At 71.2% G+C, this 24,218-nt stretch carries 26 protein-coding genes; 9 read left to right on the top strand and 17 right to left on the bottom strand.

What is annotated here, in order from left to right; translation table 11 throughout:
- Positions 1-13: 13 nt before the first annotated feature.
- Positions 14-1,183 (top strand): OpgC family protein, encoded by a 1,170-nt coding sequence (locus tag AC2D9U_RS10615; protein ID WP_484748625.1) that lies wholly within the window; start codon positions 14-16, stop codon positions 1,181-1,183.
- Positions 1,180-1,929 carry a GDSL-type esterase/lipase family protein gene (locus tag AC2D9U_RS10610; protein WP_484748623.1) on the top strand — a complete coding sequence of 250 codons (750 nt, stop codon included), beginning with the start codon at positions 1,180-1,182 and terminating at the stop codon, positions 1,927-1,929. Before AC2D9U_RS10615 ends, AC2D9U_RS10610 begins: the two co-directional genes overlap by 4 nt.
- Before the next feature lie 15 nt (positions 1,930-1,944).
- Here the strand turns inward: AC2D9U_RS10610 and AC2D9U_RS10605 are convergent, their stop codons facing one another.
- From AC2D9U_RS10605 to AC2D9U_RS10595, 3 genes are all read right to left on the bottom strand, one after another.
- Positions 1,945-3,615 (bottom strand): formate--tetrahydrofolate ligase, encoded by a 1,671-nt coding sequence (locus tag AC2D9U_RS10605; RefSeq protein ID WP_484748621.1) that lies wholly within the window; start codon positions 3,613-3,615, stop codon positions 1,945-1,947.
- A 90-nt stretch (positions 3,616-3,705) separates the two neighbouring features.
- Positions 3,706-4,848, bottom strand: coding sequence for a M24 family metallopeptidase (locus AC2D9U_RS10600; RefSeq protein WP_484748619.1), 1,143 nt, complete (start codon positions 4,846-4,848; stop codon positions 3,706-3,708).
- Between the two features lie 2 nt (positions 4,849-4,850).
- Entirely contained in the window at positions 4,851-5,852 is a 1,002-nt protein-coding gene (locus AC2D9U_RS10595; RefSeq protein ID WP_484748617.1) for a Bug family tripartite tricarboxylate transporter substrate binding protein, read from the bottom strand.
- 197 nt (positions 5,853-6,049) lie between these two features.
- Between AC2D9U_RS10595 and AC2D9U_RS10590 the strand changes: the two genes are divergently transcribed.
- Positions 6,050-6,868, top strand: coding sequence for a MipA/OmpV family protein (locus tag AC2D9U_RS10590; RefSeq protein WP_484748615.1), 819 nt, complete (start codon positions 6,050-6,052; stop codon positions 6,866-6,868).
- Positions 6,869-6,877: 9 nt separating this feature from the next.
- Here AC2D9U_RS10590 and AC2D9U_RS10585 read toward each other — a convergent pair whose 3' ends face one another.
- Entirely contained in the window at positions 6,878-7,261 is a 384-nt protein-coding gene (locus AC2D9U_RS10585) for a hypothetical protein (RefSeq protein ID WP_484748613.1), read from the bottom strand.
- A 4-nt stretch (positions 7,262-7,265) separates the two neighbouring features.
- Complete coding sequence (locus AC2D9U_RS10580; protein WP_484748611.1) at positions 7,266-7,991, bottom strand: M48 family metallopeptidase; 726 nt, start codon at positions 7,989-7,991, stop codon at positions 7,266-7,268.
- A 76-nt stretch (positions 7,992-8,067) separates the two neighbouring features.
- Here AC2D9U_RS10580 and AC2D9U_RS10575 point away from each other — a divergent pair, with 76 nt between their 5' ends.
- Positions 8,068-8,967 (top strand): DMT family transporter, encoded by a 900-nt coding sequence (locus AC2D9U_RS10575; RefSeq protein ID WP_484748609.1) that lies wholly within the window; start codon positions 8,068-8,070, stop codon positions 8,965-8,967.
- Here AC2D9U_RS10575 and AC2D9U_RS10570 read toward each other — a convergent pair.
- From AC2D9U_RS10570 to AC2D9U_RS10560, 3 genes are read right to left on the bottom strand one after another with little or no spacing between them, the layout of a single operon-like run.
- Positions 8,948-9,262 (bottom strand): cupin domain-containing protein, encoded by a 315-nt coding sequence (locus AC2D9U_RS10570; protein WP_484748607.1) that lies wholly within the window; start codon positions 9,260-9,262, stop codon positions 8,948-8,950. The genes AC2D9U_RS10575 and AC2D9U_RS10570 overlap by 20 nt on opposite strands.
- Positions 9,259-10,197, bottom strand: a complete 939-nt coding sequence (locus AC2D9U_RS10565; RefSeq protein ID WP_484748606.1) for a dihydrodipicolinate synthase family protein — start codon at positions 10,195-10,197, stop codon at positions 9,259-9,261. The genes AC2D9U_RS10570 and AC2D9U_RS10565 overlap by 4 nt, the downstream gene beginning before the upstream one ends.
- Complete coding sequence (locus tag AC2D9U_RS10560) at positions 10,194-10,706, bottom strand: YcgN family cysteine cluster protein (protein WP_484748604.1); 513 nt, start codon at positions 10,704-10,706, stop codon at positions 10,194-10,196. The genes AC2D9U_RS10565 and AC2D9U_RS10560 overlap by 4 nt, the downstream gene beginning before the upstream one ends.
- Positions 10,707-10,777: 71 nt before the next feature.
- Between AC2D9U_RS10560 and AC2D9U_RS10555 the strand changes: the two genes are divergently transcribed.
- Positions 10,778-11,911, top strand: a complete 1,134-nt coding sequence (locus AC2D9U_RS10555) for a hypothetical protein (protein WP_484748602.1) — start codon at positions 10,778-10,780, stop codon at positions 11,909-11,911.
- A gap of 10 nt (positions 11,912-11,921) precedes the next feature.
- Here AC2D9U_RS10555 and AC2D9U_RS10550 read toward each other — a convergent pair whose 3' ends face one another.
- Complete coding sequence (locus tag AC2D9U_RS10550; protein ID WP_484748601.1) at positions 11,922-12,527, bottom strand: hypothetical protein; 606 nt, start codon at positions 12,525-12,527, stop codon at positions 11,922-11,924.
- Positions 12,528-12,624: 97 nt separating this feature from the next.
- Here AC2D9U_RS10550 and AC2D9U_RS10545 point away from each other — a divergent pair, with 97 nt between their 5' ends.
- From AC2D9U_RS10545 to AC2D9U_RS10535, 3 genes are all read left to right on the top strand, one after another.
- Complete coding sequence (locus tag AC2D9U_RS10545; RefSeq protein WP_484748599.1) at positions 12,625-14,160, top strand: UxaA family hydrolase; 1,536 nt, start codon at positions 12,625-12,627, stop codon at positions 14,158-14,160.
- A 79-nt stretch (positions 14,161-14,239) separates the two neighbouring features.
- Positions 14,240-16,447, top strand: coding sequence for an esterase-like activity of phytase family protein (locus tag AC2D9U_RS10540; RefSeq protein WP_484748598.1), 2,208 nt, complete (start codon positions 14,240-14,242; stop codon positions 16,445-16,447).
- Positions 16,444-17,082 carry a class II aldolase/adducin family protein gene (locus AC2D9U_RS10535; protein WP_484748597.1) on the top strand — a complete coding sequence of 213 codons (639 nt, stop codon included), beginning with the start codon at positions 16,444-16,446 and terminating at the stop codon, positions 17,080-17,082. Before AC2D9U_RS10540 ends, AC2D9U_RS10535 begins: the two co-directional genes overlap by 4 nt.
- On the opposite strand, the gene AC2D9U_RS10530 is transcribed toward AC2D9U_RS10535, so the two are convergent.
- The 8 genes from AC2D9U_RS10530 to AC2D9U_RS10495 all read right to left on the bottom strand — a co-directional run bounded on the left by AC2D9U_RS10530 (position 17,079) and on the right by AC2D9U_RS10495 (position 23,046).
- Positions 17,079-17,393, bottom strand: a complete 315-nt coding sequence (locus AC2D9U_RS10530) for a YdhR family protein (RefSeq protein WP_484748595.1) — start codon at positions 17,391-17,393, stop codon at positions 17,079-17,081. The genes AC2D9U_RS10535 and AC2D9U_RS10530 overlap by 4 nt on opposite strands.
- Before the next feature lie 7 nt (positions 17,394-17,400).
- A complete protein-coding gene (locus AC2D9U_RS10525; RefSeq protein WP_484748594.1) occupies positions 17,401-17,592 on the bottom strand; it encodes a hypothetical protein in 192 nt (63 codons plus the stop codon).
- Between the two features lie 30 nt (positions 17,593-17,622).
- A complete protein-coding gene (locus AC2D9U_RS10520) occupies positions 17,623-18,468 on the bottom strand; it encodes a fumarylacetoacetate hydrolase family protein (protein ID WP_484748593.1) in 846 nt (281 codons plus the stop codon).
- Between the two features lie 24 nt (positions 18,469-18,492).
- On the bottom strand, positions 18,493-19,242 hold the full coding sequence (locus tag AC2D9U_RS10515; RefSeq protein WP_484748591.1) for an SDR family oxidoreductase: 750 nt from the start codon (positions 19,240-19,242) through the stop codon (positions 18,493-18,495).
- Between the two features lie 73 nt (positions 19,243-19,315).
- Complete coding sequence (locus AC2D9U_RS10510) at positions 19,316-19,837, bottom strand: response regulator (protein WP_484748589.1); 522 nt, start codon at positions 19,835-19,837, stop codon at positions 19,316-19,318.
- A gap of 49 nt (positions 19,838-19,886) precedes the next feature.
- On the bottom strand, positions 19,887-20,888 hold the full coding sequence (locus tag AC2D9U_RS10505; protein WP_484748587.1) for an asparaginase: 1,002 nt from the start codon (positions 20,886-20,888) through the stop codon (positions 19,887-19,889).
- Positions 20,889-21,141: 253 nt separating this feature from the next.
- The gene (locus AC2D9U_RS10500) at positions 21,142-21,570 is read right to left on the bottom strand and encodes a PaaI family thioesterase (protein ID WP_484748585.1); all 429 of its coding nucleotides are present in this window, start codon (positions 21,568-21,570) and stop codon (positions 21,142-21,144) included.
- 27 nt (positions 21,571-21,597) lie between these two features.
- Positions 21,598-23,046 carry an MATE family efflux transporter gene (locus tag AC2D9U_RS10495; protein WP_484748583.1) on the bottom strand — a complete coding sequence of 483 codons (1,449 nt, stop codon included), beginning with the start codon at positions 23,044-23,046 and terminating at the stop codon, positions 21,598-21,600.
- Positions 23,047-23,121: 75 nt separating this feature from the next.
- On the opposite strand from AC2D9U_RS10495, the gene AC2D9U_RS10490 reads away from it, so the two are divergent.
- Positions 23,122-24,165, top strand: coding sequence for an alpha/beta hydrolase (locus AC2D9U_RS10490; protein WP_484748581.1), 1,044 nt, complete (start codon positions 23,122-23,124; stop codon positions 24,163-24,165).
- Positions 24,166-24,218: the final 53 nt, after the last annotated feature.

Below are 24,218 nucleotides of genomic sequence, written 5' to 3'. Positions count from 1 at the left end.
ATGGTGTCGTTGCATGTCGGTTCCTCGCATTCCACTCGTCCGGCCGGGGCGGGACCTTCGGGTCGATTTCTTCCGGGGACTCGCGCTGTGGATGATCTTCGTGAACCACACGCCCGGCAATGTCCTCAGCTACTTCACGCTGCGCAAGATCTCGCTGGGCGATGCGACGGAGGCTTTCGTGCTGCTCGCCGGCTACGCCGCGGGCATCGCCTATGGCAAGGCGCTGGAACGCGATGGCTGGCTGCGCACCGGGGCGCGGGTGCTGCAGCGCGTCGGCACGCTCTATGTCGCGCACATCTTCCTGTTCGTCGTGTTCACGGCGCAGGTCGGCTTCTCGGCCGCGGCGCTCGACCAGGCGGCCTTCCTGGACGAACTGGCGCTCGATCCGTTCAGCCAGGAACCCTACCGCGCGCTGTTCGAGGCGCTGCTGCTGCGCTACCAGCCCGCCTTCCTGGACGTGCTGCCGCTCTACATCGTGCTGCTGGCGATGTTCGCCTTCACCATGCCGCTGATGTTGCACCTGCCGGCGATGCTGGCCTGCTCGGCGCTGCTCTACGCCGCCACCCGCTTCTACGACCTGCAATTGCCGAGCTGGACGGGCGACACCTGGTTCTTCAACCCCTTCGCCTGGCAGCTGCTGTTCGTCATCGGCATCTGGATGGGCCGCACCCCGCCCGAGACCATGGCGCGCTGGTTCCCCTGGAACCGCTGGCTGGCGGTGCTGCTGGTGATCCTGCTGGCGGCCAATGCCGTCGCGCTCAACCTGTTCTGGGGGGTCGCGCCATCGGGTTTCGAGACGCCGGAATGGATCTATGACTGGTACTCGACCATCGACAAGGCGGGGCTGCACCCGGCGCGGCTGGCGAGCATCCTGGTGCTCGCCTGGCTGCTCGCGCATCTGCTGCCGATGGGGGCCGCCTGGCTGAACGGGCGGGTCGCGGGGCTGTTCATCCTGATGGGCCAGCACGGGCTGCCGGTGTTCTGCCTGGGCATCTTCCTGTCCTTCCTCGGCCGCGTGGCGATCGAGATCTCGGCCGGCTGGGAGATGCAGCTGGCGGTGAACCTGCTGGGGCTGGCGGCGCTGATCGGCATCGGTGCGCTCTCGGCCTGGTATGACGGGGCGGAGGGCAAGCGCCGGCCGCCCGCCTTGCCGGCCAAAAGTGACATGGCTAAAGTTTCATGATGCCTCGGGGAAAGCTGCTCGCGACTGCGCTGCTCGGACTGCTCCTGGCCCTGCCGGCCCGGGCAGAGGGCCCGGGCTGTGGCGCCCCGCCCGATGCGCTGCAGGCCACGGCGCTGAAAGGCACGCAGGTCGCGGTGGATCGCGGCACGCTGCGCGTGATGGTGGTGGGCTCGGCCTCGACGCAGACGGGCGGCACCTCCGGCACCAGCTCAACCTGGCCGCATCGCTTCCACCGGCTGATGGAAGCGCGCCTGCCCGGCGTGCAGGTGGATCTGCGCAATGAGGGCGCGCGCGGCATGACGGCGGCCGAGCATGCGCGGGTGCTGGCCGATATGGCGCCGGATTTCCGGCCGCATCTGGTGATCTGGCAGCTCGGCACGGTGGAGGCCGCGCGCGGGCTCTCGGCCGACGAGATGGCCGACACGGTGAAGGTGACGGCCGGGCACATCCGCGCCGCGCGGGGCGAACGCACGGATGTGGTGCTGATGGACCCGCAATTCTCGCGCTTCCTGCGCGCCAATGCCGATGTCGATCTGTATCGGGACCGGCTGAAGATGGCCGGTGCGGCCGTGGGCGCGCAGCTCTTCAGCCGCTGGGCGATCATGAAATACTGGTCGGAGAATGAACGGCTCGACCTGGAGCGCGCGCCGCGCGGCATGCGCGTGGCGGTGGCGGATGAGCTGCATGATTGCCTCGCCCGCGCCCTGGTGGCCTTCGTGCTGGATGGCGTGAACGAGGCGCGGTAGGGGCGCCGCCGCCCCTCAGAACAGCCCTTCGATCTGCCCCGCCGCGTTCAGGCCGATGGTCTCCGCCGCCGGGCGGCGCGGCAGGCCGGGCATGGTCATGATCTCGCCCGCCACCGCCACCACGAAGCCCGCCCCGGCCGAAAGCCGCACGTCGCGCACCGGCAGCACATGGCCGCTGGGCGCGCCCAGCGCGGTCGGGTCGGCGGAGAAGGAATACTGCGTCTTGGCCACGCAGACCGGCAGATGGCCGAAGCCCTCTTCCTCCCAGCGCTTGAGCTTCTGCATCACCGTCGCCGGCAGGGAGACATCGGCGGCGCGGTAGATCTCGCGCGCGATGGTGCGCAGCTTCTCGGCCAGCGGCATCGCATCGGCATAGAGCGGCGCGAAGCGCGCGGCCCCGGCGGCGATGCGCGCCTGCACGGCCCGGCCCAGCTCCATCGCGCCGGCCGCGCCATCGCCCCAATGCGTGCACAGGATGGCCTGCGTGTCGAGCCGCGCCATCGCCGCCTGCACGGCCTTGATCTCGGCCTCGGTGTCGGAGGTGAACTTGTTCAGCGCCACCACCACGGGCACGCCGAATTTGTGCAGGTTCTCGACATGGCGGGCGAGGTTCACCACGCCGCGCTCGACCGCGGCGACATCCTCGGTACCGAGCGCGGCCTTGGCCACGCCGCCATGCATCTTGAGCGCGCGCACCGTCGCAACGATCACCGCGCAGGCGGGGTTGAGGCCCGCAAGGCGGCACTTGATGTCGAAGAACTTCTCGGCGCCGAGATCCGCGCCGAAGCCCGCTTCCGTCACCACCACATCGGCGAGGCCCAGCGCGAGGCGCGTCGCCACCACCGAGTTGCAGCCATGCGCGATGTTGGCGAAGGGCCCGCCATGCACCAGCGCCGGGCTGCCCGCGATGGTCTGCACGAGGTTGGGCGAGAAGGCGTCGCGCAGCAGCGCGGCCATGGCGCCATCCGCCTTCACGTCGCGCGCCGTCACCGCCGAGCCGTCCCGCCGCCGCGCGACGATGATGCGGCCGAGGCGTTCCTGCAAATCGGGCAGGTCCTTCGCGAGGCAGAACACCGCCATGACCTCGGAGGCCACGGTGATGTCGAAGCCGTCCTCGCGCAGGATGCCCTGCGAGGCGCCGCCCATGCCGACGACGCAATCGCGCAGGTTGCGGTCGTTCATGTCGAGCGCGCGGCGCCAGCTCACCCGGCGCGGATCCATGCCCAGTTCGTTGCCCCAGTAGAGATGATTGTCGATCATCGCCGAGAGCAGGTTGTTGGCGCTGGTGATGGCGTGGAAATCGCCGGTGAAATGGAGGTTGATGTCCTCCATCGGCAGCACCTGCGCATAGCCGCCACCCGTCGCGCCCCCCTTCACGCCGAAGCAGGGGCCGAGCGAGGGCTCGCGCAGCGCGATCATGGTGCGGGTGCCGAGCGCGTTCAGCGCATCGCCCAGGCCGATGGTGGTGGTGGTCTTGCCCTCGCCGGCGGCGGTGGGGTTGATCCCGGTGACCAGCACCAGCGCGCCGGGCGGGCGGGCCGAGGCTTCGGCCACGAAGCCCGCGGCGACCTTGGCCTTGGTCTTGCCATAGGGCTCGAGCGCGGAATCGGGGATGCCCGCCTTGGCGGCGATGGCCGCGATCGGCTGCAAGGTGGCAGCGCGCGCGATCTCGAGGTCGATGCTCATGGCGGATCCTGTCTCCCTGGTCGCCCGCGCTTATCGGCAGGCGCGCGCGGGAGCAAGACCATCCGCGATCAGTGATCGACCATCCCGCGATCAGTGATCGACCACGAACAGCTCCTGGAACCCCGCCGTCAGCCGCTCACCGCCACCGGGCCGCGCCACCACCACATCCTCGGTCCGGGCGCTGAAGCCGCGCTCCTGCAGGATGGAGGGCTCGACGGTGAACAGCATGCCCTCCTGCAGCACCGTGGCGTTGCCCTTGGTCAGGAAGGGGGGTTCGTGCACGTCCCAGCCGATGCCATGGCCGAGCCGGTGCCGGAAGGCCGGCCCGAGCCCGGCGTCGAGGATCACCTGCCGCGCCGTCGCATCCACCTGCTCGCAGGTATCGCCCACCTTCAGCGCGGCGATGCCGGCGCGCTGCGCTTCCATCACCAGGGCATGCACGCGGATCTGCTCGGAAGAGGGCGCGCCGAAGCTCACCGTGCGGCCGTAATCATAGCAGAGCCCCTCATGCGAGGCGCCGAAATCGAACAGCACGGAGACCGGCGGCACCACCTTGCGCTTCCAGCTCTCGAGCCGCCGGCCGAGCAGCAGCGGGTGGGTGGGCCCCGAATTGTAGAGCGTGGTGGTGAAGGTGGGGCCGAGACTGTCCTGGCGCTTCATCTGGTAGTCGATCTCGGCGACGATATCGAGCTCGGTCATGCCGAAGCGCAGCTTGGGCAGCACCTCCGCGAAGGCCGCCTCGGTGCGCCGCCCGGCCTCGCGCATCAGGGCGATCTCTTCCTCGCTCTTGATCAGGCGCAATTCGCGGATGATGGCGGTGGCGGAGACGAAGCGTGCCTCGGGCAGCAGCGCCTGGAGATGGATCAGGCTCTCCGCATGGGCACGCTCGCTCACCGCGATGCGCGGCTTCGCGGGCAGGCGGAAGCGGGCGATGATGTCGCGCACCAGCGCGGCGGGGTCATCCCAATCGCCGAGCACGCGCACCTCGATGCCCTCGGCCGCGCCCCTGCCGCCGAATTCCGCCGTCATGCGCGGCAAAGCGAGCACCGGCGCATGGCCCGGCGCGACCCAGGCGCCTTCCAGCCAATCGCCCGGATGCAGCGTGACGCCGTATTTCGGGATGTCGCGCGCGATGCCGGCCAGGTAGTGCAGGTCGGTCGAAAGAGGGATGAAGGCGAGGTCGGCCCGGCCTTCCAGGAGACCCTGGAAGGCGAGCAGGCGGGAGTTGTTCACGCTCAATCCACCGTCGCACCCGAGGCGATGACCAGCGGCCGCCAGGTCTCGACCTCCTGCGCCACGAAGGCCTGCGCCTCGGGCCCGAAGCGCGTGCCGGTGTCGATCGCGAGCTGCTGGTAGCGCGCGATGATGGCGGGCAGTTCCAGCACCTCCTTCAGCACGGCGGTGAAGCGCTGCTGGATGGGCAGCGGCGTGGCGGCGGGCATCGCCATGCCGGCCCAGCCCTCCGCCACCAGCCCTTCGAAGCCATGCTCGACGAAGGTGTGCATGTCGGGGAAGGAGGTCTGGCGCGTCGGCGCGGTGATGCCGATGCCGCGGATCTGCCCGGTGCGGATCTGGTTCACGCTGCTCGCGATGCCATCGAGCGTCACCGGCACCACCCCCGCCATCGTGTCCGTCACCGCCTGGCCGCCGCCGCGATAGGGCACATGGGTCAGCTCGATCCGCGCCGCCTGGGCGAAGCGCAGCATGAACAGATGCGGCAGCGAGCCGACGCCGGAGGTGGCATAGGCGATGCCCGGCGTGCGCCGCGCGGCGGCCGCCAGCTCACCCGGATTGCCGAAGGGCGCGTTGCGATAGGCCATCAGCGCGTAGTAGCCGGACTGGATCATGCCCAGATGCGCGAAGCTGCGCACCGGGTCCCAGGTGATCCGCCCGCGATAGAGCGTGCTGCCGACGCTGAAGGCGCTGATCACGCTCAGCAGCACCGTATAGCCATCGGCCGGCGCCTCCGCCCCCAGCCCGGTGCCGAGCGTGGCCCCCGCGCCGGGGCGGTTGTCGATGATGAAGGGCTGGCCGAGGCGCGGCGACATCTGCTCGGTCAGCAGCCGGGCCAGCACATCGGTGGACCCGCCGGGCGCGAAGGGCACGATCAGGCGGATCGGCCGGTTCGGCCAGGTGCCAAGGCCCTGCGCCTGCACCAGGGCGGGCGCGCCGAGCAATGCGGCGGCGCCGGCCAGCAAGGGGCGACGCCCGAGGGGCGGCAGCTTCGGCTCGGTCATGGGTCAGCCCTTTCTTCGGCAAAGGTGATTCGAAAGTTAATCAGGCGGTCAGCTTGGCGACAATCGCGTTCCAGCGCTTTTCCTGGCGTATCAGGGCGCAAGGCGCGTGTTGCCTTGGCACGGATGACATGGAAGAAGCGAGCCGAGGGCGCGCCTCCCCGCGCCGGAACGCTCGCCGCCGGAAGGATTCCCTGGAGATGCGCCTGTTGCTTCGCCCGTTCCTGGCCGCCGCCGCCCTGCTGGCGAGCGCCGGCGCCAGCCTCGCCCAGACCGGGCTTGCGCCGCAGGCGCTGCCGCAGGTGACGCCGCAGGGGCAGACCGGCTGGCGCATGTCGCTCGGCGCCGGCTCGATCTTCGGGCCGGCCTATCAGGGTTCGGACCAGTTCCGCCCGGTTTTCATCGTGGCCCCCGATGTGCGCTACGGCGACGACACCTTCTTCCTCTCGATCCGCGACGGCGTGGGGCTGACGCTGCTGCGCCAGGGCGGCTTCAGCGCGGGGCCGCTGGTGCGCCTGCGCATGGGCCGCGACCAGGATGACAACACGGCGCTGAACGGGCTCGGCAATATCGACCCGGCAGGCGAGGCCGGCGTCTTCCTGCGCTACCAGGAAGGCGCCTGGGTGGGCCGCGCCGAGTTGCGCCAGGGCTTCGGCGGGCATTCGGGCGTGCTGGGCGATCTCAGCCTCGACCGCGTCTTCCGCGTACGGCCGGACGTGATCATGACGGCGGGGCCGCGCCTCAACTGGGGCAATCGCGACTTCGCCGACACCTATTTCGGCATCACGCCGAGCCAGGCGGCGCGCAGCGGCTACCAGACCTATCGCGCCGACGATTACTGGTTCGCCGGCGCCGCGGCGAGTGCGACCTGGATCATCAACCGCAACCTCGCCGCGACGATGTTCGGCGAGGTCGGCCAGATCATCGGCAGCAGCGCCGACAGCCCGCTGGTCGACCAGCGCGGAAGTGCGACGCAGGGCGTGCTCGGCATCGTGCTCGCCTGGCGCTTCCTGAACTGAGGCAGGGCACTAAAGCAGGCGACCGATGAGGTCGCCGAAGCCCCACACCAGCGTGCCCAGCACCAGCAGCGCGAAGCCCGCCCGTTCCATCACCTGACGATCCAGGTCGCGCTGCAGGCGCTTGAAGCTGTCCAGCCGCGCGGTGCGCTCGGCGCCGTCCACGCGCTCCATGTCGGCGAGCAGCGCCAGCAAATCGGCGCGCGCGATCAGCACCTTGCGGCTGGTCAACACGAGGCCGAGCGCGGTGAGGATCGCACCCGAGCGCGCGAACCACGTCCAGTCCGCGCTGGCGAGGCTGAGCGCCACGCCGCCGGCCATGGTGAAAAGGCTCGCCAGCGCGAAGCCGCGCACGACGCGCCGCAACGCGCGCGAGCCTTCCTCGGTCACCGGCATCCGATCAGCCGATCCGCAGCAGGGCCGGACCTTCCCGGGTCAGCCAGGCCACGGCCTCCTCGCGATGCGGGGTGAGCTTCGCCAGATGCGCCCAGAAGCGGGGCGAGTGGTTCAGCTCCTTCAGATGCGCCACCTCATGCGCCACGACGTAGTCCATCACCCATTCCGGTGCCATGACGAGCCGCCAGGAGAAGGCGAGCGTGCCATCCGGCGCGCAGGAGCCCCAGCGGCTGCGCGTATCCTTCACGCGGATCGGCCCCGGCTCCACGCCGAGCGCGGCCGCATGGGGGGCGATGCACGCGGTGATGCGCCGGCGCGCCTCGGCGCGCATGAAGTCCATGGTGCGGCGGCGGAACATCTCCACCGCGCCGGGCACCACCAGCGCGCGGCGATGCAGGAAGGGGCCACCCTTCGCATCAGGCTCATGCAGCAGGCGATGCTTCACGCCGCCGATCGGCACGCGCGCGCCCGGCACGAAGGGCATGGCGGGCGCCAGCGCGGCCAGGCGATCCATCACCCAGGCGCCATGCTCCTTCAGCAGCGCGAGCCCCGCGCGCCGTCCCTCGCCGGGCGGCAGCGTGACCAGCACCGTGCCGTCGCGCGGGCAGACGCGCAGCGACACGCGCTGCGCGCGGGTGGAGGGACGCCAGCAGACGGTGAATTCCATCGTGGGCGCGAGCGCGCCGCGCGGCGCGGGCAGGAGGATGCGTTCGGAGTCGGGCAAGGCCATGCGCGCAGATTTGCGCGCGCCGGCGCGTCGCATCAACCGCTTGACAGCGCAGGCCGGTCATCCGTTGTTGAATGTGATGGTCCGCACCCTGAAGATTTTCGGCGCGCTGCTGCTGCTCGGTGCGGTCTGGGGGCTGATGCCCTCGCTCGCCAAGCTCATGATGGGCCACGGCATGCGGCCGCTGGGCATCGTTGCAATCGCCGCGAGCCTCAGCATGATCGCCTTGTTGCTCGTGGCGGCCTGGCAAGGCCATCTGCCGCGCTTCACGCCGGCGCATCTGCGGCACTACCTGCTGGGTGGCTTCGTCGGCATGGCGCTGGCGAATCTCTTCGCCTTCACAGGGCTGCAGCGCGCGCCGGCCGGCCTGTTCGCGCTGATCGTGCCGCTGGCGGGGCTGTTCAGCGTGCTGCTCTTCGCGCTCGCCGGGCTCGACCGCGCGACGCCGCGGCGCATCCTGGGTTCGCTGGTGGGCCTCGCCGGCGTGATGCTGGCGATGGCGCCGGGTGCGGCGCTGCCCGATCCGGCCGTGCTGCCCTGGGCGGCGCTGATGCTGCTGACCCCGCTCTGCTATGCGCTGGCGAATCTGCTGTCGGTGAAGCTCGCCGTGCCGGGCAGCGCGCCGGTGGCGCAGGCGGCGGGGACGGTGATGGGGGCGGCGCTGACCTCGGTGCTGCTCGCCTGGCCGATGGGGCATCTCAGCCTGCCGGCGAATGGCACGGTGGCGCTGCTGCTGCTGGCGCATGGCCTGCTGAATGCGGCCGGCTACCTGCTCTATTTCCGCCTGCTGGTCGGCGTGGGCGGCATCGTCACCAGCCAGACGAGCATGACGCTTACGCTCTGCGGGCTGTTCTACGGCTTCGTGGTGTTCGGCGAGGTGCCGGGATGGCTGACCATCCCGGCGGTGGTGCTGATCTTCGGCGGGCTCGCGCTGGTGACCATGCCGCCGCGGCGCAAGATCACCCCGGCAGGTTCTTGAGCTCGACCTCGACGAAGGAGAGCTTCTGCGCGCCGCCATTGACCACATTGTGCTCCACGCCGGCATCGCGCGTATAGGCGACGCCCGCCTTGAGTTCCGCGGTCATGGTCGCGCCGCCGGGCAGTTCCAGCAGCAGCGTGCCGTCCGTGATCGGCACCACGACATAGCCGAAGCCATGCCGGTGCCAGCCCGTCTCCGCGCCGGGATCGAAATCCCAGCGCGTGACGCGCATCTTCGCATCATCGACCTGCACCGTGCCGACCGCCGGCGCGCGGCAGGTAAGGGGCTGGTTCATTCGGCGGCCTTCGCGAGCCCGAGGCCAGGCAGCGGCAGCGCGCCGGTGGCGTTCATCGCATCCCAGGCCTTCTGCGCCTGCTCGGCCGTGAGCGGCATGTTGGGCGGCCGCACATTGCGCCAGCCCGCATCGCCGGTCGCGCGCGCGAAGATCTCACGCAGGCCGGAGATCAGCGGCACGGAGGTGGCGGCCTTGCGCGTCGCGTTCAGCACCGCCTGCGCGGCATCGGCCTCGGGGCCGGTGCGGTGCTTGTAGACGGTCGCGCCGAAGCGCGCATTCACGTTGGAGGCGGCGGTGATGCAGCCCGCGCCACCCTCGGCCAGGATCTTCTGGATGAACTCGTCGCTGCCCGAATAGACCTCGAACCCGTCCTTGGCGAAGGCGTCGATCATCGCCTTCATGTTGGCATAGTCGCCCGAGGAATCCTTCACGCCCTTGATCGTGCCCGGGAAGGCCTTGAGCAGCCGGCCGATGAGATCCAGGCTGAAGGGCACCGCCGATTGCTGCGGGAAGTGATACAGGTAGATGGCGATGCCGCCGCCGACGCGATTCACGACTTCGCTGAAATAGGCGAAGATCCCGTCATCGGAGGGGTTCTTGTAGTAGAAGGGCGGCAGCACCAGCACGCCGCGGCAGCCCGCATCGCGCGCATGCTTCGTCAGCGCCACCGTGTCGCCGAGGCTCGCACAGCCCGTGCCGGGCATCAGCGCCGTGGCGGGCACGCCGCGTGCCAGGATGCCTTCCAGGATCTCGCGCCGTTCCTCATAGCCGAAGCTCGCTGCCTCGCCGGTCGTGCCCAGGATGCCCAGGCCGTTGCAGCCATTGGCGAGCAGCCATTTGCAATGGGCCGCGAAGCGATCGAGGTCGGGCGAGAGATCCGCCTTCATCGCCGTCAGCGCCGCGGCGTTGATGCCGCCGAACAGGGCGTCCTTCATGGGGTGATGTTCCTTCCTTCGGTGTCGTCGCGACGGACTCGCGGGTGGGGCCGCGCGCTGCGCGGGATCTTGCCGGGCCAGTCCACGGCATGGCTTTCGAGCGGCCCGGCCTCACGCTCCGCCACCACGCGCCCGGCCACGGCGATGCCGGCCTTGGCGACGGTGGCGGGATCGCCGGAAACGAGGGGGTGCCACCAGGCCAGGTCCCGCCCCTCCGCCAGCATGCGGTAGGCGCAGGAGGGCGGCAGCCAATCGATGGTGGCGAGCTTCTTCGGCGTCAGCTTCACGCAATCGGGCACGCGCGCCTTGCGGTTGGCGTAGTCGCTGCACCGGCAGGTGCTGGTGTCGAGCAGCCGGCAGGCGACCTCGGTCCAGATCAGCTCCTGCGTCTCCTCATTGCGGAGCTTGTGCAGGCAGCAGCGGCCGCAGCCATCGCACAGGCTTTCCCACTCCGCGCGCGACATCTCGCCGAGGGTCTTGGTGCGCCAGAAGGGGGCGGCGTCGGTCATCGCGGGCAACCTAGCGCCTGGGGCGTCGGGCGCAAGCTTGACCGGGCGCGGCGCTCACGCGACCAAGGCGCATGGCTCTCCCCCGCCGCGCCCTGCTGGCCAGCCTGCTCGCCGCGCCGCTCGCCGCACCTTTGGCCCCACGCGCCCAGCCACAGCCGGTGGCCGTGGGCGCGATCCGCTGGGATGCCTGGTACGCGCCGGGCTCCGTGCCGACCGAGGCGGTGGTGCGCAGCCTCTCGCCCGCGCCCTGGCGCGCCCGCGCGCCCTTCTTCGCCGAGGTGCCGCCCGGCGAGGCGCCGATCCGCTTCCCACCGCCTTCCCAGGCGGTGATGGACCGCCAGATCGCGCTCGCCGCCGCTGCCGGGCTCGATTACTGGGCCTTCCTCGCCTATCCGCGCGGCAGTTCCATGAGCGAGGGGTTTCGCCTCTATCGTGCCAGCGCCGATCGCGCGCGCGTAAAATTCTGCTTCATCACCGAGCTGGTGCGCTGGGGCCGGGCGGAGGCACCCTCCGACATCCTTGCGAGCCACCCGGCCCTGCTGGCCGACCCGGACTACCAGACCGTGGCGGGCGGGCGGCCGCTCTATTTCCTGGCCTTCCTTTCCGATGAGATGCTGGTCGAGAACTGGGGCGGCATCGAGGGGCTGCGCCGCGCGCTGGCCGATTTCCGCCGCCGCGTGCGCGCCGCCGGCGCGCGCGACCCCTACATCGTCATCATGACGCCCGTGCCCGACCAGGCGCGGCGCTGGGTGCCGCTGCTCGGCGCCGATGGCGTCTCGGCCTATGCGCTGCAGGCGGGCGCGCGCGCCGCCCCCTATGCCGCGCTGGCGAGCCATGCGGAGCGCGCCTGGGCGCAGCAGGCCGCCCTCGGCCTGCCGGTGATCCCGACCGCGATGTCGGGCTGGGACCGCCGCCCGCGCGTGCAGAACCCCGTGCCCTGGGAGAGCTGGCAGCGCCCCGGCGAGGGCATGGCCCTGCACTACGCCGCGCCAACCCCGGCGGAGCTTACCGCGCATCTCGGCCGCGCCGTCGCCTTCGCCGCGGGGCAGCCGGCGCGGGCCGCGCTGATCTATGCCTGGAACGAGAATGACGAGGGCGGCTGGCTGCTGCCCACCCATCCCTTCGACGACCAGCGCCTGCGCGCACTCCGCACCGCGCTGTGTCAGCCCCAGCCCGCGACCGCCTGCGTCAGGCGAGCCGCCTGAGCGCCAGGTTTCAGGAAAGCCGCCGCAGAGCGGCGAGAAACCGCGCGGCGGCCACCTCCGGCGGCCAGGGCTCCCAGGGCGTGCCGCCGAACTCGGCCTGCAGCGGGTCCTCGCGCAGCACGGGGGCGCGGATGCCCAGCGTGGCGCGCACCTCCACCGGCGCCCAGCCCGCCACATGCACCGCCTCGGCCGCCGCCATCACGATGTCGAGCCGCTTGTGCTGCGCGCGTTCGGGCGCGCGCCAGGGGGGCAGCGCGTAGCGCGCCGCGATCACCACCGAAAGGCGATGCTGCAACTGCAGGAAGCCCTCGCCCAGGAAGGGCTTGAGCGGCGAGATGCAGTCGAAATTCGTCAGCCCCTCCTCCGCATCATGCAGCAATTCGCGGCGCAGCTCGTCGCGCGTCGCGGGCGTGCGCTGGCGCAGCGCGAGCACCGAGAGGCTGTGCTGCGCGACGGAAAGCGGGCTCGGCCAGATCGAATGCCCGCCCCAGCGGAAGGTGCGCGACAGGCCGATGGCCAGATCCTCATCGGTCCAGTCGAGCGGCGTGGGCGCCAACAGGTCGAGCCGTCGCCCCGAGGGCAGTCTGATCCAGGCCCGTGCCTCACCCGCCGCCATCATTCCTCCTGCCTGCCATGAAGCTGCAACATAGGCGGAAGGGGAATCGCGCGCCACGCCGGGGGGCGCTAAGCTCGGCCGACCGGAGGAATCGATCATGGACGCCCACACCCTGCCGCCCACCATTCGCCTTGCGCCGGAAGATGGCGTGGTGATCGCCCGCATCGCGCTCCCGCCCGGCACGCCGGTGGCCGATGGCGTGCGCGTGGGCGCCCGGCGCGTGCCGCCGGGCCACAAGGTCGCCACCCGCGCCCATGCGCCGGGCGAGGCGATCCGCCGCTACGGCCAGATCATCGGCTTCGCCACCGAGGCCATCGCGCCGGGCGATTGGGTGCACACCCATAACTGCGCCATGGGCGAATTCGCCAAGGACTATGCCTGGGGCGCCGAGGTGAAGCCGCTGGAGCCGGTCGCGGCCCCCGCGCATTTCATGGGCTATCGCCGCGCGGATGGGCGGGCGGCGACGCGCAACTACATCGGCATCATCACCTCGGTGAACTGCTCGGCGCATGTCGCGGACCTGATCGCCGATGCCTTCAAGCGCAACCCCTTCACGGGGGCCGATCCGCTGGCGGATTTCCCGAATGTGGATGGCGTGATCGCGCTGACCCACAAGACCGGCTGCGGCATGACGATGGGCGAGCCGCTGCGCCTGCTGCGCCGCACGCTCGCCGGCTTCGCGCGCCACGCCAATTTCTCGCACGTCATCGCCATCGGCCTGGGCTGCGAAGTGAACCAGCTCGGCCCGATGCTGGAAGAACAGAAGCTGGCGGGCCGGCTGCGCAACATGGACATCCAGGAGATGGGTGGCACGCGCAAAACCGTGGAAGCCGGCATCGCCTTCGTGCGCGAGGTGCTGGCCGAGGCGAACCAGGCGAAGCGTGAGCCCATCCCGGCCAGCGAGTTGATCGTCGCCCTGCAATGCGGCGGCTCGGACGGCTATTCGGGCATCACCGCCAACCCGGCCCTGGGCGCGGCGAGCGACCTCGTGGTGCGGCATGGCGGCACGGTGATCCTCTCCGAGACGCCCGAGACCTATGGCGCGGAGCATCTGCTCACCCGCCGCGCGACCTCCCGCGAGGTGGGCGAGAAGCTGGTGGGCCTGATGCGCTGGTGGGAGGACTACACGGCGCGCGAGGGGGCGGAGATGAACGCCAACCCCTCGCCCGGCAACAAGGCCGGCGGGCTGACCACCATCCTCGAGAAGTCGCTCGGCGCCATGGCCAAGGCGGGCACGACGAACCTCACCGCCGTCTACAACTATGCCGAGCCCGTCACGGAAAAGGGGTTCGTCTTCATGGATACGCCGGGCTACGACCCGGTGGGGGCGACGGGCCAGGTGGCGGGAGGTGCCAACCTCATGTGCTTCACCACCGGGCGCGGCAGCGTCTTCGGGATGAAGCCCGCGCCTTCCATCAAGCTCGCCACGAACACGCCCATGTATGAGCGCATGAGCGATGACATGGACATCAATTGCGGCACCATCGTCACCGGCGAGGAGACGATCGAGCAATGCGGCCAGCGCATCTTCGAGATGATGCTCGCCGTGGCGAGCGGCCAGAAATCCAAGAGCGAGGCCTATGATTTCGGCGGCTCGGAATTCGCGCCCTGGATCCTCGGCGCGACGATGTGAAGTGTCACAAATCTGACCATTGAGAGGGGGCCGAGGCTGCCTGTAGCACACGGACGAATCCGCCCGGAGATATAGCACGATGAGTCTGCGCGCCCTCGCCCTCGCCACCGTCTTCTTCCTGCCGTTCGGCGCGCAGGCGCAGGCGCCGCAGCCGCCGGTCTTCAACCGCGTCGCCACCATCGAGGCGGTGCGCATGCTGCCCGCCGAGCGGCCGCGCAGCGGCAAGTCCATCGCCGAGATCGTCGCCGCCTCGGCCGATGGCAACACGCTGGTCTATGTCGATGGCGACCAGCGCGGCCTCGGCTTCGTCGACATCACCGACCCCGCCCGGCCGCGCCCGGCGGGCTTCGTGCCCCTGGCGGGCGACCCGACCTCGGTCACCGTCTCGGGCGGGCGCGCCTATGCGGTGGCGGATACCTCGCCCGACAAGGTGAATCCCTCGGGCATCCTCGTCGTGGTGGACATGGCGACGCGCCGGATCGAGGCCACCTGCCAGCTCGGCGGCCAGCCGGACAGCACCACGGCCTCCAGGGACGGCCGCTTCCTGGCCGTGGTGATCGAGAATGAACGCAATGAGCAGCTCAACCGCGGCGCCATGCCGCAGCTGCCCGGCGGCAACCTCACCATCATCCCGCTGACCCCGGCGGGCGCCGATTGCGCGGCGATGCGCGTGGTGGACCTCACCGGCCTCGCGGCTGTCGCCCCCACCGATCCCGAGCCGGAATTCGTGGACATCAACGCGCGCAACGAAGCCGTGGTGACGCTGCAGGAGAACAACCACCTCGCCATCATCGACCTCGCCACCGGGCGCGTCACGGCGCATTTCAGCGCCGGCACGGTGACGCTCGAGCAGGTGGATGGGCGGCGCGACGGCATGATCCGCCCGACCCAGCGCCTGGAGAATCTGGTGCGCGAGCCCGACGCCGTGCGCTGGCTGGACGAGGAGCGCTTCGTCACCGCGAATGAGGGCGACATGGTCACCGGCTCGCGCGGCTTCACCATCTTCCGCCGCGACGGCACGGTGGAATGGGATTCGGGCAATCTGCTGGAACACCTCGCCATCCGGCTCGGCCATTTCCCCGAACTGCGCGCCGGCAATCGCGGCAATGAGCCCGAGGGCGTGGAGGTCGCGACCTTCGGCGATCGCCGGCTGATCTTCGTGGGCAGTGAGCGCGCGAACCTCGTCACCGTCTGGCAGGACAATGGCCCGAACCAGGCGCCGAGCTACCTTCAGGCGCTGCCGACCGGCGTGGGGCCGGAGGGGCTGCTGGCCATCCCGGCGCGCGGCCTCTTCGTCGCCGCCGCCGAGGTGGACAATGCCGAGACCGGGCTGCGCTCCGCGTTGAGCATCTACCGCCTCGGCGCCGGGCCGGTGGCCTATCCGACGATCGAATCCGGCAATGGTCCCACGGGGCTGCCGATTTCCTGGGGCGCGCTGTCGGGCCTCGCTGCGGATCGCACCGTGCCGGGCCGGCTCTATGCGGTGACCGACAGTTTCTACAGCGAGGCCCGCATCCTCACCATCGACGCCACCGTGACACCCGCGCGCATCACGAGCGCGACGACGGTGGCCCGCCCCGGCGCGCCGGCCGCCAATCTCGACATCGAGGGCATCGCCACGCGCGCGGGCGGCGGCTTCTGGCTGGTCAGCGAGGGCAATCCCGAGCGCGAGCAGAACAAGACCGCGAACCTGCTGCTGCGCGTCGCCGCCACCGGCGAGATCGAGGAAGAGATCGCCCTGCCCGAGGCGCTGGCCGCCCAGGCCAGCCGCTTCGGTTTCGAGGGCGTGACAGTGACCGGCGAGGGCACGGAGGAGACGGTCTGGATCGCCGTGCAGCGCGAGTGGCGCGATGATCCGCGCGGCCATGCCAAGCTGCTGCGCTACAGCGTCGCCACCGGGGCCTGGGGCGTGCTGCACTATCCGCTCGGCGCGACGCCTGCGGGCTGGATGGGCCTCTCCGAGATCACCGCCACGGGCCCCGACAGCTTCGTGGTGATCGAGCGCAACAACCAATGGGGCGAGGGCGCGATCAAGCGGCTCTACGCGGTCTCCGTCGCCGGCCTCACGCCGGCCGCGCCGGGGGCGGCGAGCGTGCCGGTGGTGAGCAAGCGCCTGCTGCGCGACGTGGTGCCGGACCTCGCCGCGCCGGGCGGGGTGGTGCAGGAGAAGCTGGAAGGCTTCGCCATCGACGCGGCCGGGAACGCCTTCGCCGTCACCGACAATGACGGCGTGCAGGGCAGCCCGGGCGAGACGCAATTCCTGCGCCTGGGCCGCCTGCTGCCGTGACCGAGGCCGCGGCCCGCAACGAATTGGTGCGGGCCGCGCAGGGGCTGGATGCAGCGGGCATGATGCCCTCGAAATCCGGCAATTTGTCGTTGCGCTGGGGCGCGGGGCTGCTGATCACCCCCGCTGCCCTGCCCTATGCGCGGCTGACGGCCGCCGACATCGTCGCGGTGGCGGATGGCGCGCCGCGCGCCGATGCCCGGCACCGGCCGAGTTCCGAATGGCGGCTGCATGCGGCGATCTATGCGGCGCGGCCGGAGATCGGCGCGGTGGTGCACACGCACAGCCCGCGTGCCACCGCGCTCTCCTGCGCCCGGCGCGGCCTGCCGCCCTTCCACTACATGGTGCTGCTGGCGGGGGGCGAGGTGCGCTGCGCCGCGCACGCCACCTTCGGCACGGCGGCGCTGGCCGCGAATTGTGTCGAGGCGCTGGAAGGCCGGCGCGCGGCGCTGCTCGCCAATCACGGCGCCGTGGCGGTTGGCGCCAGCCTCGCCGCGGCCGAGACCCTGGCGCGGGAGGTGGAGAACCTCGCCGGCCAGTATCTGGACCTGCTGGCGGCGGGGCTGACGCCCGTGCTGCTGGATGCGCAGGAATTGGCCGAGGCCGCCGCGCAATTCGCGGAGTATGGGCGAGGCTAAACTGCGGGTATCGGCGCGCGGTCGATCAGGCTGAGCGCCGCGTTCACGCCCCGATAGGTCGCCTCGATGCCCGTGACGCCGCGCGCGGCCAGCCGCTTCGCATGCATGGCGTGATAGGCCTCGGCCGCTTCGCGCGTGGCGAAGAGATAGACGCCACCGGCGCGCTGCGCGGCGGGTTCCTCGGTCCAGATCTTCCACAACAGCCCGGCCTCGCCGGCGATGCTTTCCGCCATCGGGCGCAGCGCCTCGGTCCGGTCGGGACCGAAGGCGCTGTTGGGGAAGTCGAAGATGAGGACCGTCAGGTCACTCACCGGGGGTTCAGCCCGCCGGCGGGGCGGCCGGGGCGTTGAGGTCGAGGAACTTCAGCGGACGCCAGCCGGAGACGTTGTTCGCCTCGAAGCTCAGCTTCCAGGACCGGCCATTGGTGCTGTCCACCAGCACCACGAACATCCCCGTGCCCACCGGGCAGGCGACAACCTGGTAGCGGCCCTTGTCGGTCGTGTCGGACATGAATCTTTTCCCTGTTCTGCGCTTGCTGGTTCAGCCGTAGGCGACGGTGCGCTGCACCTGCTCGCCCAGGCCCTGGATGGAAAGCCGGATGGACTGGCCCGCCTTGAGGAACATCGGCGGCTTCTTGCCGAGGCCCACGCCAGGCGGGGTCCCGGTGGAGATCACATCGCCCGGATGGAGCGTAATGAAGTGGCTCACATAATGCACGAGGTGGCGCACGCCGAAGATCATGGTGCGCGTCGAGCCGTCCTGCATGCGCACCCCGTCGATGTCGAGCGTCATCGCCAGGTCCTGCGGGTCGGCGATCTCGTCCTTCGTCACCAGCCAGGGGCCGAGCGGGCCGAAGGTGTCGCAGCCCTTGCCCTTGTCCCAGGAGCCGCCGCGCTCGATCTGCCACTCGCGCTCGGAGACGTCGTTGCACACGGCGTAGCCCGCGACGTGGTCCATCGCCGCTTCCTCGGAGACGCATTTCGCGGTCGACCCGATGATGATGGCGAGCTCGACCTCCCAATCGGTCTTCACCGAGTTCTTGGGGATCATCACGTCGTCATTCGGCCCGCAGAGCGCGCCGAGCGACTTCAGGAACACGATCGGCTCCTTCGGGATGGCTGCACCCGTCTCCGCCGCATGGTCGGCGTAGTTGAGCCCGATGCAGACGAAGTTCTTCATCCCCGAAACGGGCGGGCCGAGCCGCGGGTTGCCGCCGACCACCGGCAGGCTGGCCGGGTCGAGTGCGGCGAGCTTCGCGAGGCCGGCCGGCGAGAGGGCGGCGCCGCTGAGATCGGCGATCACGCCGGAGAGGTCGCGGATGGCCCCGGAGGCATCCAGCAGGCCGGGTTTTTCCTGGCCCGCAGGGCCATAGCGAAGGAGTTTCATGGGGTTCTCCCTAATCCGTGCAACCTAGAGTGTCCATCCGCCATCGATGACGATGGCCTGGCCGGTGACGAAGGCGCTCTCATCCGAGGCGAGGTAGACGGCGAGCGCGGCCATCTCCTCCGCCGTGGCGAGCCGCCCGAGTGCCTGGCGCGCCACGAAGGCCGCCCGCGCCGCCTCCACGCTGCCCGCGGCCGCCGCATTGGCCGCGATCCGCTCACCCAGCGAGGGCGTATCGACCGTGCCGGGACAGATCGCGTTGCAGCGGATGCCCTGCGCGACATAGTCGGTCGCGACCGACTTGGTCAGCCCGATCACCGCCGCCTTGGTGGTGCCGTAGATGAAGCGGTTCGGCGCGCCTTTGATCGAGGAACAGGCCGAGGACATGTTCACGATGGTGCCGCGCTTGCGCTCCAGCATCCCCGGCAGCACCGCGCGCAGCACGCGCCACATGGCGCGCACATTCAGGTCGAAGGCGAAATCCCACTCGGCCTCGGTCGCGCTCAGCACCGTGTTCTGGTGCACGAAGCCCGCGCAGTTGAACAGCAGGTCGAGCGGCCCGGCCTGGGCCACGGTGGCCTCGATCGCCGCCACGTCCAGCACGTCGAGCGCGGCGACGCGGATGCCCGGGCCGGCGAGGTCGGCAAGCTTCGCGCCGTCCTTGTCGGTGGCGAAGACCTCCGCCCCCTCGGCGGCGAAGGCCAGGGCGGTGGCGCGGCCGATGCCCTGCGCCGCGGCGGTGATGAAGGCGCGTTTCCCCGCGAGCCGTCCGGCCATGTGTTTCGTTCCCCTCCGATCTTCAGCGGGCGCGACCTTGGGCAGGCCCGCCCCCGGCGTCAACCGGGCGCCGTCAACCGGTGAGGGCGCGCGCGGGGTCGGGCCGGCCGCGGCGGTCCGGCCCCTCGAAGAAGGGGTCGATGCGCCGGCGCCGGCAGGGGCCGAGATAGTGCCGCGCGCGGATGAAGGGGCGCGGGCGTTCCAATATCGCCAGCAGCCGGCCCGCGAGGTCGAGGGGGCTGACGGGCCGGGCCAGCACCTCATTCACGCCCGCGTCGCGCAGCGCGGCGACGCGCCAGGCCTCGGTCTGGCCGGTGACGGCCAGCACCGGGATCATGCGCAGCCGCGGATGCGGCAGGGCGCGCAGCGCGCGGAGGAAGGCAGGCGCCTCCATGCCCCCAAGCGTCCAGTCGAGCACGATGAGGTTGGGCGGGCGGCGGCGGATCTCGGTCAGCGCCGCCGTGCCCTCCGCCAGGTCCCGCAGCCGGGCGAGGCCCAGCTCGCGCAGCTGGTCGCGCAGCGCGCGGCGCGCGCCGCGATGCGCGTCGAGCAGCAGCACGTCGAAGCGCGCGAGGGCATCGAGCGGGGCGGTCATGGCCCCGCCAGTCTCGCCGGCGCGCGTTAACGCGGCGCCAATGCGCGGTTCAGAAGCGGTCGAAGAGCGCGGCGATCCCGGCCGGCTCGGCGGTGCGGGTCAGCGCCAGCATCAGCAGGATGCGCGCCTTCTGCGGGTTGAGGTTGTCGGCGTTGAGGAAGCCCTCCGCCGTGTAGCGCCGCGCCGGGAAGGTGCGGCCCGAACCGGCCCGCGACGACAGCACCACGACGCAGCCCTGCCCCATCGCCGCGACCAGCGCGCGGCGTTCCTCGGGCGTGGTGAAGCCCGGCGCGAAGGCCGCCGCGACGATGCCCCGCGCGCCCGCCGCCAGATAGGCCGGCACGGCGACGCCATCGCCCCCCGCGACAGAATAGAGCACATCGACCCGCGGCGGCGCGGCGAGGCCCGTGATGTCGAAGCGCTCCGCCAGCGGCACCAGGCGCGTCGGCGCGCGCCAGAAGCTCACGCGATCCGCATCGACATGGCCGAGCACGCCCACATCGGGGCTGCGGAAGGTCTGCATCCGGCCGGTGGAGGTCTTGGTGACTTCCCGCGCCGCATGGATCTCATCGTTCAGCACCACCAGCACGCCAAGCCCCCGCGCGGCGGGCGACCCCGCGACGCGCACGGCGGCCACGAGATTCATCGGCCCGTCCGAGGACAGGCCCGTGAAGGGCCGTTGCGCGCCCGTGACCACCACGGGCAGGTCGCCGGGCAGGCTGAGCGAGAGCGCATAGGCGGTCTCCTCCAGCGTCGCGGTGCCATGGGTGATGACCACGCCGGCGAGGTCGGGGTGCTGCGCCTGCACCTGGGCGATGGTCGTCACCAGACGCTGCCAATCGGCAAAGCCCACGGCGGTCGAGGGAATGGCCGAGAAGGGCACGGCGACGATCTCCGCCACCCGCGCCAGCGCCGGCACGCCGGCAACAAGCTGCGCCGCGTCCAGCAGCGGCAGGCCGGAGGAGGCATAGTCCTGCACATCCAGCGGATGCGTGCCCTGGGAGGCGATGGTGCCCCCGGTTCCGATGACAGCGACCTTTGGTAGCGCCATGCGATTCAGACCTCCGGTGCTCGCGCGCACAGCGCGCTGCGCCCTGCGGTCATCGCAGGGCTGGTGGGTAGCGCCATGCGATTCAGACCTCNGGTAGCGCCATGCGATTCAGACCTCCGGTGCTCGCGCGCACAGCGCGCTGCGCCCTGCGGTCATCGCAGGGCTGGTGGGTAGCGCCATGCGATTCAGACCTCCGGTGCTCGCGCGCACAGCGCGCTGCGCCCTGCGGTCATCGCAGGGCTGGTGGGATGCTTCACGTCGGGTCTCCGATCACCTGGCAGGTCAGGCGTGACACGCAGGCGAGCTTGCCGTCGGCGCGGTGGATCTCGGTCTGCCAGACCTGGGTGGTGCGCCCGGTATGCAGCGGGCGGCAGATGGCGGTCACGGTCTCGCCGATCGCGACACTGGCGACATGGTTGGCGTTGACCTCGATGCCCACGGCGCGCTGGCCCTCGGGCAGGGTCAGCAGGCAGGCGGCGGTGCCGAGCGTCTCGGCCAGCACCACGGAACAGCCGCCATGCAGCCTGCCCCAGGGCTGGGCGTGGCGCGCATCCACCGGCATCTCGGCCAACAGCGCATCGGGGCGGATCTCGGTGATGCGGATGCCGAGCAGGCCGGGCATGCAGCCCGCGAGGCGGGCATTCATCTGGTCCGGCGTCGCCACCCGCTTCCAGAGACTCATCCCCACCCCCCCTTTCTTCGCCGCCACTCAGGCGCGCAGCCGGCGCATCGTCAAGCCGCCACTGGCCGAAAGGCGCATCCAGCGCGCCAGCATCAGCCCCGCCACCAGCAGCAACCCGACCGCGAGGCCCACCCAGATGCCCACTGCCCCCAGCCCCGCCCAGAAGGCCAGGACGATGCCCAGCGGCAGGCCCACCACCCAATAGCCGAAGCCCGCCAGCAGCATCGGCACCTGCGTATCCTTCAGCCCGCGCAGCGCCCCGCCCGCCACCGCCTGCACGCCATCCGCCAGCTGGAACAGCCCCGCCACCACCAGCAGGCTCGCCCCGAGCGCGGCCGTCTCCGCCGCGCCGGGATTGTCGGCATCGAGGAACAGCCAGGCCAGCGGCGCGGCGAAGACCAGCAGCGCCAGGCAGGAGAGCGCCATGAAGCCGGCGCCGAGCGCGATGCCGATCCAGCCCGCCTGCGCGGCCTCCCGCAGCCGGTTGGCGCCGGCCATCAGCCCGACCCGCGCCGTGGCCGCCTGGGCGATGCCCATCGGCACCATGAAGGTCATGGAGGCGATCTGCACCGCGATGGCGTGCGCCGCCACCGGCACCGCGCCCAGCCAGCCGATCGCCAGCGCCGCTGTCGCGAAAACCCCAATCTCCAGCGCCATGGTACCCGCGATCGGCAGGCCGATCCGCACCACCTCCCGCAGCCGGGCCGCATCGAAGCGCCAGAAGCGGCCCAGGATGCGAAAGCGCCGCAGATGCCGCTGCCGCCCGATCAGCGCCAGCAGCCCCGCGAAGGTCGCCACATTGCACAGGCTCGAGGCCAGCCCCGCCCCCACCACGCCCAGCGGCGGCACGCCAAGCCCGCCCCAGATCAGCCAGTAGTTCAAGGGCACGTTGAGCGCGATGCCGGCGAAGGCCATGACCAGCGCCACGCCCGGCCGCTGCTCGGCCGCGAGGAAGCCGCGCAGCACCACGAAGGCGCAGAAGAAGGGCAGGCCCCACATCAGCGCGCGCACATACTGGCCCGCCAGCGCCGCCAGCGCGGGCTCCTGGCCGAGCGCCAGCAGCACCGGCTCGGCGAACCACAGCACCGCCCAGACCGGCAGGCAGGCGCCGAGGCAGGCCCAGAGCGCGGCCCGCACGTCCCGCCGCTGGCCGCGCACATGCCCTCGCCCCCGCCCGCGCGTCTGCGCGCACATGGGTGCGGCCGCCAGCGCGAGGCCGAAGGCCGGCGCCATGGCCGCGAAGAAGAGGTTGCCGCCGATCGTCGCAGCCGCCAGCGCCTCGGTCCCGACACGGCCGAGGAACAACGCATCGGTCAGGCTCAGCGCGAACTGGCTGAGATTGGTCAGCACCAGCGGCCAGGCGAGGGCCAGGGTGAGCCGCGCCTCGGCCAGCCATCCGCCGCTTCGTGCCGGTTGCGTTGCGATCGATCCGTCCATGCGGGGGCTGTAGCGGAAGGCGCGGGCCAGCGCATCCATCCCCGGCGCGGATCGGCTTTTGGTAGCGCGCCTGTGTTGGGCTATCCTTGTGGCAACGCTGCCGGAGACGCCCTGATGCACCGCCGCCCCTTCCTCGCCGCCCCTGCCCTGCTCGGCCTTGCCGCTTCCCTGCCGGCGCGGGCCCAAACCAGCGCACCGGCGATCGAGACCGAGGAATTCATGGTCCCGGCCACGGATGGCCAGGGCGAGATCTTCCTGCGCGCCAAGCGCCCGGCCGGCCTTGCGCCCTCGCCCGGGCGCACGCTGCTCTTCGTGCATGGCGCGACCTATCCGGCGCATACCGCCTTCGACCTGCCGCTCGCCGGCCTGTCCTGGATGGACTACATCGCCGGGCGCGGCTTCGATGTCTGGGTGATGGACCTGCGCGGCTATGGGCGCTCCACCCGCCCCGCCGCCATGTCCCAGCCGCCTGAGGCCAACCCGCCGGTGATGCGCGGCGAGACGGCGGTGGCCGATGTCGCCGCCGCGGCCGCCTTCATCCGCGCCCAGCGCGGCGTGCCGCGCCTGGTGCACATGGCCTGGTCCTGGGGCTGCTCGCTGATGGCGCGCTACGCCACCGACAATCCCGGCACGGTCGAGCGCCTCGTGCTCTACGCGCCGCAATGGCTGCGCGAGGGCGCGAGCCCGGCCGCCACCGGCGGCAATGCGCTGGGCGCCTATCGCACCGTCACCCAGGCGCAGGCGCGCACCCGCTGGATGAACGGCGTGCCCGAGGCCGCGCGCGCCGGGCTGATCCCGCCCGGCTGGTTCGAGCATTGGGCCGGCGTCACCTGGGCAACGGACCCCGAGGGGCTGCGCCGCAACCCCGCGGTGCTGCGCGCGCCGAACGGCGTGCTGGCCGACAGCGCCGAATACTGGCAGTCCGGCCGGCCCTTCTGGGACCCGGCGAAGGTCACGGTGCCCACGCTGCTCGTCGTCGCCGAGTGGGACCGCGACACGCCGCCCAGCATGGCCACCACCATCTTCCCGCTGCTCACCGCCAGCCCCGGCAAGCGCTGCGTCATCCTCGGCGAGGGCACGCACACGATGTTGATGGAGCGCAACCGTGGCGCGCTGTTCCAGGCGGTGCAGGTCTTCCTGGAGGAAGGCGCGGCCTGACCCTGGTCGTGGTGACGTCCTGTCGCCGCGCCCATTGATGTCATGGCGAGATA

This window comes from Roseomonas sp. TF40 (assembly GCF_057219975.1).
Note: the sequence above shows the minus strand (reverse complement) of the source record. Positions and strands in the feature narration are given on the sequence as shown.